Annotated in this window: 8 protein-coding genes and 1 pseudogene; 5 read left to right on the forward strand and 4 right to left on the reverse strand. The window is 49.3% G+C overall.

Annotation, left to right across the window (positions count from 1 at the left end; translation table 11 throughout):
* The first annotated feature begins 122 nt into the window (after nt 1-122).
* Nucleotides 123-1,262 (forward strand): GntR family transcriptional regulator, encoded by a 1,140-nt coding sequence (locus CPT76_RS31035; RefSeq protein WP_105445630.1) that lies wholly within the window; start codon nt 123-125, stop codon nt 1,260-1,262.
* Nucleotides 1,263-1,351: 89 nt separating this feature from the next.
* On the opposite strand, the gene CPT76_RS31040 is transcribed toward CPT76_RS31035, so the two are convergent.
* Nucleotides 1,352-2,710, reverse strand: a complete 1,359-nt coding sequence (locus tag CPT76_RS31040; RefSeq protein ID WP_258169003.1) for a glycoside hydrolase family 43 protein — start codon at nt 2,708-2,710, stop codon at nt 1,352-1,354.
* Nucleotides 2,711-3,058: 348 nt separating this feature from the next.
* Here CPT76_RS31040 and CPT76_RS31045 point away from each other — a divergent pair, with 348 nt between their 5' ends.
* The 4 genes from CPT76_RS31045 (at nt 3,059) to CPT76_RS31060 (ending at nt 6,589) form a co-directional block, all read left to right on the forward strand.
* Nucleotides 3,059-3,967 carry a WD40/YVTN/BNR-like repeat-containing protein gene (locus tag CPT76_RS31045; protein WP_105445631.1) on the forward strand — a complete coding sequence of 303 codons (909 nt, stop codon included), beginning with the start codon at nt 3,059-3,061 and terminating at the stop codon, nt 3,965-3,967.
* Between the two features lie 155 nt (nt 3,968-4,122).
* Nucleotides 4,123-4,689 (forward strand): class I SAM-dependent methyltransferase, encoded by a 567-nt coding sequence (locus tag CPT76_RS31050; protein WP_105445632.1) that lies wholly within the window; start codon nt 4,123-4,125, stop codon nt 4,687-4,689.
* Between the two features lie 123 nt (nt 4,690-4,812).
* Nucleotides 4,813-5,493 (forward strand): response regulator transcription factor, encoded by a 681-nt coding sequence (locus CPT76_RS31055; RefSeq protein WP_105445633.1) that lies wholly within the window; start codon nt 4,813-4,815, stop codon nt 5,491-5,493.
* Complete coding sequence (locus tag CPT76_RS31060) at nt 5,486-6,589, forward strand: sensor histidine kinase (protein ID WP_105445634.1); 1,104 nt, start codon at nt 5,486-5,488, stop codon at nt 6,587-6,589. Before CPT76_RS31055 ends, CPT76_RS31060 begins: the two co-directional genes overlap by 8 nt.
* A gap of 117 nt (nt 6,590-6,706) precedes the next feature.
* On the opposite strand, the gene CPT76_RS31065 is transcribed toward CPT76_RS31060, so the two are convergent.
* The 3 genes and pseudogenes from CPT76_RS31065 to CPT76_RS31075 form a co-directional block, all read right to left on the reverse strand.
* Complete coding sequence (locus CPT76_RS31065; RefSeq protein WP_105445635.1) at nt 6,707-7,912, reverse strand: TraB/GumN family protein; 1,206 nt, start codon at nt 7,910-7,912, stop codon at nt 6,707-6,709.
* A gap of 38 nt (nt 7,913-7,950) precedes the next feature.
* Nucleotides 7,951-8,133 (reverse strand): hypothetical protein, encoded by a 183-nt coding sequence (locus CPT76_RS31070; protein WP_105445636.1) that lies wholly within the window; start codon nt 8,131-8,133, stop codon nt 7,951-7,953.
* A 40-nt stretch (nt 8,134-8,173) separates the two neighbouring features.
* A pseudogene (locus CPT76_RS31075) lies at nt 8,174-8,727 on the reverse strand (ABC transporter permease); the annotation flags it as partial.

Consider the following 8,727-nt stretch of genomic DNA (forward strand, 5'->3'; position numbering starts at 1 on the left):
TGATTTAGGAAAGGAAATATAAAAACATACCATTCGATATAATAACTTGTATTTTATACTTGTTCGGGTTGGATAATTGTAATATATTTTAAACAGACCTATTCTCGAATGGAGCGCCAAACATGACGAAAAAGTTTACTCCCATGTATAAAAAGATCGAAAATTATATCCTGGAGCAGATCCGCAGCGGGAACTGGAAGCCGATGAGCCGCATCCCCTCGGAGAATGAGCTCTCGGATCAATTCGGAGTAAGCCGGATTACGGTCAAGAATGCGCTGTCCGACCTCGTGGACAGAGGCATCGTATACCGCATGCAGGGAAAAGGATCCTTCGTGTCGGAACAAAGAACGGAAGCTCTGTTTCCCCCGCTGTCGACCGAAGCGGCACTGCCGTCAAGCAAGTCCGTCGGCTTTTTGCTGCCCCGCCTGGACAACCGTTTTACCGCCAATTTGCTCAGCGGTATTGAGGATTCCTTAGCGGAGGAAGGCTATCATCTGCTATTTTCCAAAACGAATGACTCCCAGGAGTGTGAAATCCAGAAAATACGCGAGATGAAGCAGGCCGGCGTCGCCGGACTGATCATCTATCCCGTAGAAGGCGAAAATTACAATAACGAAATTCTGTCGCTGACACTGAATCGATTTCCGCTAGTGCTGTTAGACCGGCTGCTGAAAGGAGTGGAGACCAACTCGGTCAGCTCCAACAACTACGAAGCAGGCCAACAGGCCGTACAGCACTTGTACGATCTGGGGCATCGGCATATCGGATTTATCTCCACCAAATCGGAAGGAACCTCGAGTATTGAAGATCGGCTAGCCGGATACGAGCAGGCACTGGAAGACCGCCACATTCTCATCGACCGCAGCCTGCAGATGACCCGTTTGGGGATGGACAATAGCGACGAAGAGGTCATCGAGATGATCCAGCAGTTTTTGCAGGCCAACCGGCATATGACCGCGGCCCTTTCTTCGAATTTCAGCCCGCATGTCATCCAGGCTGCCTTGGATATGGGACTGCGGGTACCCGAGGATCTCTCAGTGGTCTTCTTTGACGACGTCGTATACCCCGATTTCAGCATCGTTCCCCCGACGGCTGTGGTGCAGCAGGAACGGGAATTGGGCCGGGAGGCCGGAAAGCTCATTATCGAGCAGATCGAGAACGACGCACCCGGGTACAGGCAGATCAAGCTGCCAACCCGCCTTATTCCGCGCCGTTCGACGTCGGTGCATGCCGGCGCTTCCGTGTCCCAAAGAGGGCTGTGACGACGCATTTAAAAAGCAAAAAACCGACGTTCTCACGTCGGTTTTTTAATAGATAGAGAACCTTACGGCCCTCCCTATCGATTTAAAAATTATAGATATTCGCATGTGAAATTCGTAAATTGGGCAGCAGCGTCTTTGCCGCATGCGTACAAACCGATGATGACACCTGTAAATCCTCCCGCTACTTCGGAAGAAAGGTATTTCGTCTGTGCGGTGCCAAGCTGTATTTCCTGGCCGTCCGCTCGCAGAAGGAACCGGTAGTGCGTAGGGCTGACCTGGATCACCAGGGAGGCGCGGCTGCTATTATTCAAATCGACAGCCTTCTCGATGGACTTGATATCCCCAACATTCAGGCGCTCAATGACCTCATACCCGATTCTGCCTTGACGTATCGCGAAATCGTAATGATGGTTCTCGTCCATATAGAGTGTAATGCCGGCCTCGCCTTGAGTGAGGCTTATGTCGCAGGAAATCACCGCTTCAAAATCTCTTTGGCGAATCCCGATGAAAGTGGGAGAATCCGCTTGATCGAGCGTTATCTCGGTTCCTCTCAGCTCTAGCATACCATGCTCGTACGAGTAGTTGCCTATTTCCGGATGGCGCAAATAGCACCAGTCCTTGCCCCATTCCATATTTTCAAAAGTATAGCGCTTCTTCTCCTGCTGAACGACTTCATCCGGAATGCGGTCGGTTTCAAAGGACGACAGTGTCGTGCCATGATGTCCTGCCGTGAACCAGCCGTCCTCTCCGAACGTAACCGGTGTCAAAAATACCTCGCGCCCTAGATGATGATAAGGAATCCACTGTCCCATCTGCCGGAATCCGAGGTGAAGCAGCCACCAGTTTCCTTTCTCGTCTTGAACGAGATCGCCGTGGCCGACTGCCTGCACTTCATAGCCGCCCATATTCCGGTTGGTTAACACAGGGTTATGTGCATACGGTTCAAACGGTCCGGAAGGAGAATCTCCCCGCGCGTAAGTCACCATATGGCCGAACTCGGTGCCCCCTTCTGCGGCCACTAAATAATAGCGTCCGTCGATTTTGTATAAATGCGGGGCTTCGAGATAGCGTCCTCCCGTCCCCTGCCAGATGGAGCGGCTTGGCGTCAGCTTCCGTCCGGTTTCGATGTCGATTTCACACTGCACGATGCCGCCGATGCCTTCATCGTCTACGCCGTTGCTCATAAAATAAGCTTTGCCGTCTTCAAAATACAAATCCGGATCGATCCCGCCCTGATCCACACCGATCGGGTCCGACCATTCTCCATAGATGTCGTCCGTCCATACATAGAAGTTTTGGCGCGTCGTATCGTTGGTTGTGGTCATGTAGAATCGTCCGCTGTTATACCGCAGGGTAGGAGCAAATACACCGCCCGAGCTGTTGACCTTGTCCAGCTGAATTTGGCTCTTGCGCGTCAGACAATGACCGATCTGGGTCCAGTTGATCAAATCCTTGCTTTCAAAAAGNGGGACGCCGGGAAAATACTGCATCGAACTGACAAACGAGATAATAGGTATCGTTCACCTTGCAAACGCTGCAAACGAGATAATAGGTATCGTTCACCTTGCAAACGACTGGGATCGGGATAAAACCCTTTGATGACCGGGTTATCATATTTCATGGGTTCACCTCTGTATGAGATCTGCATAGATGGTTTGAATTTTACCTTACCGCGGATAACAAAAAATACCCGAAAAATACAGCAGAAAAATCATGTCAAATTAAAACTTTATGATCATCCTGTTACTTGTTCAGAGCATCCATTGGATATAATCGCTAAAAAAGGAGGTATGTAGATGCCGCGTTTATCTAAACTTGCTCTGACCATGACTCTCCTTTCCGGAATTATTGGCTGCTCCCAGAGGACGGATCATCCCGGAACTCATCCCCAAGAGGCTGTTGTACACGAAACCGGAGTTAAGCTAAGTGAACAAGGCCCGCCTGATTCAAATTCGTTAGAGAATGCCAATTCGGGCACTCTGGATGATGCCACAGCAGAAACAAGTACGACAAAAGACAACAGCAGCAGTGAACCAACAGCTCGAGCCGCCGAGGATTTCCCTGAACCAGCCCAAGTGCCGGAGAAAGCCGAACGGATTTATGCCCATGCAACAGGCTCTGAAGGTTGGTTTATCTATTCAGCCCTTCAAGGCGGCCAAGCCAGCTTATTGACCTTTTACAGTCCGGATCGGGGAGCAAACTGGAAATCGTCCGCATGGAAGCTGGACCCCGACATCAATCAAAAAATGACCGAACATCATATTTTTGTGGCGATGGCTAAAACAGGCGGGAAGAATCAGATTTGGCTCTTGCTTACTTCCGATCCTGGCGCGGGGTTAATGACGAAGAAACTGTACCTTTCAGACAACGAATTACAATCCTTTTCACTTGTTTCCGACGTGTCCGATAAGGTTGATGGTTATATATCCGGCGTTACTTTTGCTGATGCCCAGCATGGCTGGATTGCCGCAAGCTACCACGGCAGCGTAACCGTCCCTCTATACAGAACGACAGATGGGGGCAAAAGCTGGGTCCTGCAAAACATCGACATCCCTGAAGGGTTTAAATACGGAAACGTGTCCCCGCCTCAATTCGATGCTGCCGACAGCAAGACTGGAAGCCTGGCCGTAGAATTCGTAAGTGATTCGGAGACCCGGACATACATTTATACAACAAAGGATACCGGAGAGCATTGGGCGAAATAACGCCCTCTTTGCAATCTTCAGATTTTCTTTAGATTTCCCCCCATAAAGTCCTCAGATTTTTTCGTTATGATGGTTCATGCTAACAACAAGCGATACAGCTTGATGAATCATAACTTTTCATAACTGTCTAATCACTTTATTGGGGGGAACACCGCTTGAACATCAATGAACATCTGCTATTTTTACAGGGATTTTTTAAAGAGCCCAAACGGGTAGGGAGCGTCATCCCGAGTTCCCGCTTCCTTGCCGCTAAAATGGTTCAGTCCGTACCCTGGAACGAGGTAAAGTCAGTTGCGGAACTCGGATCAGGTACAGGCGCGATCACACGTTTCATAAAGCCGCAGTTACATGAATCTGCAAAAGTGTTATTATTCGAAAGAGATAAAAAGATGAGAAATAACTTAAGGATCGAGTACCCGGATTTCCCGTGTTATTCGAATGCCTGCCAGCTCGTTAAAACCATCCATCAAGAAGGCATCGGCCAGCTTGACTGTATTATCAGCGGATTACCGTTTTTTAATTTCACGAGTGAAATGCGCGAAACCTTGCTTCATCAAATGGTTGAGGCACTAAAACCAGGAGGCGTTTTTGTCGCTTTCCAGTACTCCCTGCAAATGAAAAAGCAGTTTGCCAAGGCATTCACCATTGAAAACATCGAGCTTGTCCCCCTCAACTTCCCTCCGGCTTTTGTTTACACCTGCCGCAAAAAGGAGATGCTGTAAAACATCTTGGCGCCGGATCAGCTTGGAAATTGGTTTCAGCCAACCAGTTATGTAAAATAAATATGGGCCGCAAATGTTGAACGGCTGTAGGATCCGTAATCCGAAAAAAAGGAGCAGCATACCATGAACACCGTACTTGTCGTAGACGACGATCCGGAAATTCGAGACGTCATCCACGTTTATTTGCGTAATGAAGGATACCATGTCCTGGAGGCGGCAGATGGTCTGGAAGCGCTGAGTATCATCCAAACAACCCCAGTTCATCTGGTCATCCTGGATGTGATGATGCCGCGAATGGATGGGATTAAAGCTTGCATGAAAATCAGGGAAATATCCAGCACCCCCATCATCATGCTGTCAGCCAAAGAAGAAGATATCGATAAAATTACGGGACTTACGACCGGAGCGGATGATTACATGGTCAAACCCTTTAATCCGCTGGAACTGCTTGCCCGGGTCAAAGCTCAACTGCGGCGGCAATCCTTAATCGGAAAAGAGGAGTTTCATTCTCTGATCATCCTTAAAGACCTTGTCATAGATAAGGCTAAACATGCCGTCACCTTAAAAGGGAACCACATTTCGCTGACACCTCTGGAGTTTTCCATTCTGGAGCTGCTCGCGACTCATCCTGGGCAGGTATTCAGCTCCGAGAAGATCTACGAAAGCGTCTGGAAAGAGCCGTACGGCTATTCGGACAATACCGTGATGGTTCATATTCGCAATTTACGGGAAAAAATAGAGGATCGCCCAAGAGAGCCAAAATACATTAAAACCGTTTGGGGAGTTGGCTATAAAATTGAATGAACATGGACAGGAGCCAAAAAGGAAGAAGAAGATCCAAATCCATATTTTAATCCGTATGGTGCTCAGTTTTATCATCGCTACGGCCATAAATGATTTCTGCATTTTATTATTCTTAAAGATATTGAAATGGAACGTACTCCGAGATATCTTTCCTTACTTTCTTACCCCCCTCTTTTTTATCATCTTTATCCTTACCTTTTTTATGTTGACACGGCGGATCGTGAAAGACCTGGTTCATCTGGAACACGGACTGCAAAAGATTTCTGAGGGCGATTTAAATTATCGTGTGGATGTGAATCGGAAAGACGAGCTCGGAAGGGTTGCGCACAACATCAATTTGATGGCGCAGCGTTTGCAGCAGCAGATTGAAAAGGAGCGGGAACTGGAGAACTCCAAGATGGAGATGATCACGGGAATTTCCCACGACTTGCGTACGCCGCTTACGAGCATTATCGGCTATATCGAGCTTTTAAGAACAAATTCCTTCCAGGATCAAGACGAGTATACGCGGTTTGTGCAAAACACTTATAACAAGGCTGTGCATTTAAAAAAACTGCTCGATGATCTGTTTGAGTATACCCGGCTGACCTCAACTGAGCCTCGCCTCGACTTAAAACCGATCGATATATTCCAGCTTCTCGATCAGCTGCTTTTTGAATTCGAGCCGATTGCCCAGGAGAATGAAATCACTATCGTGAAAGAGATTGGCAGCTCTCCTGCTACTACCCTCATTGACAGTGAAAAGATAGCCAGAGCCATCGATAATCTGCTGATGAACGCCTTGAAATACTCGGAAAAACCGGGGACCGTGCGCGTCATGATGAAGTCGGATCATCGGCATATCATCATTGAAATCGAAAATAAAGGGAACCCTCTTACCGAAGAACAAGAACATAAACTTTTCGAACGTTTTTATAAGGTAGACCATTCCCGAAGCAGCGAAGGCATTCAATCCGGCGCCGGTCTTGGCCTTTCCATTGCCCGGAACATTGTGGAGCTTCACGGAGGAACTTTGACGCTCCAGCATAGGAATCGATTGTTTACATTTCATCTGACACTGCCTTTAAGGGATAACACAGATGAACAGGTCAAATAGGTATATAAAAAAACTTAAGCCAGTAGGGACGCAGGAGTCCCCAGCTTAAGTTTTTTCTTTTCCAGAATAACCGGCTAACCGGTAATGTCGCCGCATGAAACACGCATTACAGGGTGATTATTTACGTACAACCGTATAACCTTTATCCTCGAGCAGTTTAATCACGCCATGTTCACCCAGATAGTGGGCTGCGCCGACGACGATGAAGTACTCTGCTTTCTTGTCGCTTTTCAGGTATCCGTCGATTTTATCGGCCATGCCGATGTTGCGGTCGATCAGCATCGCTTTGTTATACTCCGCGTCTCCTGCCATGCTGTTCGTCAGCTCCAGCAGCGCCTTTTCGTCCCCTTTTTTCCACATGTCCGCCATTTGGTCAACGCCGTCGTCCAGGACGTCGAAATTGTCCAGTGCTGCATTGAGGTTCTTCTCCTGCAGCTCTTTGGAGAACTGATCGAACATGCTCAGTTGGGACTCGTAGGATTCCAGCTCCACGATCGGAATTTTGCGCTCCAGCGCCTTTTGAATGAAGTACAGGTCAATGCCTTCCGTTGCCTCGTATCCGGCCATGACCGATTTCAGGCTGCTGATGGTCGTCTCCACGACCCATGGTTTGAATGCATCCAGTGCATCTCGTTTCATTCCGTTTTGCTCCAGAATGTCCCCCACTTTTGCATAGGTATCTTTGGACACATGGTCCTTCAGCGTCGTGCCGTCCTGGTACATGCCGAGCTTCATGATCATGTTCTGCTGCTCTTCGTCGGCTGCCTTGCTGAGGTCAATCTCAACGCCCAAATAATCGGCTTCGGCAAAGGCCTGCTCGAATTCCGGGCGAAGCGGGTAGAAGCTGTCGTCCGCAATATGCATAGACCCTACCAGGTACACCGTGTTCCCGTTATTTTGCACTTCCCACATGAAGCCGCGGCCGGCTTCCTTCGTCTCTTTCGAGAGCAGGAATACCGTGCGGGTTGCCGGATCCCAATAGACCGTGTAACCGGCGGCTTCACCAATGGTCCGGACCGGCACGTAAGTCACGCCGTTAACCTGTTTCGTCTTGCTGCTCAGCGTGATCTTCTGATCACCCGCAACGGCATGAATGGTTCCGTTCTCTACATCGGTCAGCTTTACGTTTAGCGCTTCAAGCGTCGTGCGCAGCGGAACCAGCGTAGTGCCCTGATCGACAATAGGTGCACTCGTGGCAAAATCGATGGTCTTGTTATTGACCTTCAGTTCCGGCTGCTGTGGAGCAGCCATGGCCGGAGCCGCCGTAGCGAGCATCCCTGCGGAAATCATAAGAGATAAGAGCGTTCGTTTCCAACTTTTCATTTAGAGGTTCCCCTTATTGTAGTTTATAGACTGGGCTGTTACTGCTCTACCGTCTTCCGCGGCATCTTGATCAGCGCCAGCAGCATACAGCCCATTCCCGCCCCAGTCAGCAGGCCGTCCGCAAAGTCGTTTAATGCCACACCCGTATGCCTCAGGGCCAGCGGACCGACGATCAGCAGCATGCCTGCCGCGATGACGTATGGAAAAGCCTTTTTACTCATGCCGATTCTCTCCTTATAACTTATCAAGTTAGATCCGTGCCTAAATCTTGTAAGCTTTCATGGCCTTGCGCAGCTCTTTGATGGATGGGCGCTTGCCGTACATCAGGACGCCAGTGCGGTAGATTTTTGCGGACAGCCAGCCAAAAAACAGTATGGACACCAGCAGCAAAACGAGCGATATGAGGATCTGCCAGGTCGGCACCGTCCCCATCCCGATCCGCACAAGCATCGCGGTAGGAGCGGTGAACGGAATGAAGCTCGTCACCTTGATCAGCATGCTGCCCGATGCAGTAATGCTGAACAATCCGATGTAGACGAGGCCAGACCCAGCATCGTAATCGGCATCACGGCCTGGCCGAGATCCTCGGTACGGCTGACAATCGATCCGATGGCCGCGTACAGCACCGCATACAGGAAGTAACCGAGAATATAGAACAGCAGTCCGTAGAACAGCACCGGCAGGTTAATATCCGAGATGCTCAGGCTGTATCCTTGCAGAATGTCCTGGTTATGCGGCAGCATCAGATTCGCCCCGACTACGACGCCAAACACTGCAATTTGCACGATCCCGACCAGGAAAATACCGATCACTTT

The sequence above is a fragment of the Paenibacillus sp. AR247 genome (assembly GCF_002968895.1).
Lineage (GTDB): Bacteria > Bacillota > Bacilli > Paenibacillales > Paenibacillaceae > Paenibacillus_AQ > Paenibacillus_AQ favisporus.

Bases quoted from the DNA above. Each gene is read 5' to 3' on its own strand.
- CPT76_RS31065 (WP_105445635.1), bottom strand. From the start codon at position 7,912: ATGAAAAGTTGGAAACGAACGCTCTTATCTCTTATGATTTCCGCAGGG.
- CPT76_RS31035 (WP_105445630.1), top strand. From the start codon at position 123: ATGACGAAAAAGTTTACTCCCATGTATAAAAAGATCGAAAATTATATC.
- CPT76_RS31055 (WP_105445633.1), top strand. From the start codon at position 4,813: ATGAACACCGTACTTGTCGTAGACGACGATCCGGAAATTCGAGACGTC.
- CPT76_RS31045 (WP_105445631.1), top strand. From the start codon at position 3,059: ATGCCGCGTTTATCTAAACTTGCTCTGACCATGACTCTCCTTTCCGGA.
- CPT76_RS31070 (WP_105445636.1), bottom strand. From the start codon at position 8,133: ATGAGTAAAAAGGCTTTTCCATACGTCATCGCGGCAGGCATGCTGCTG.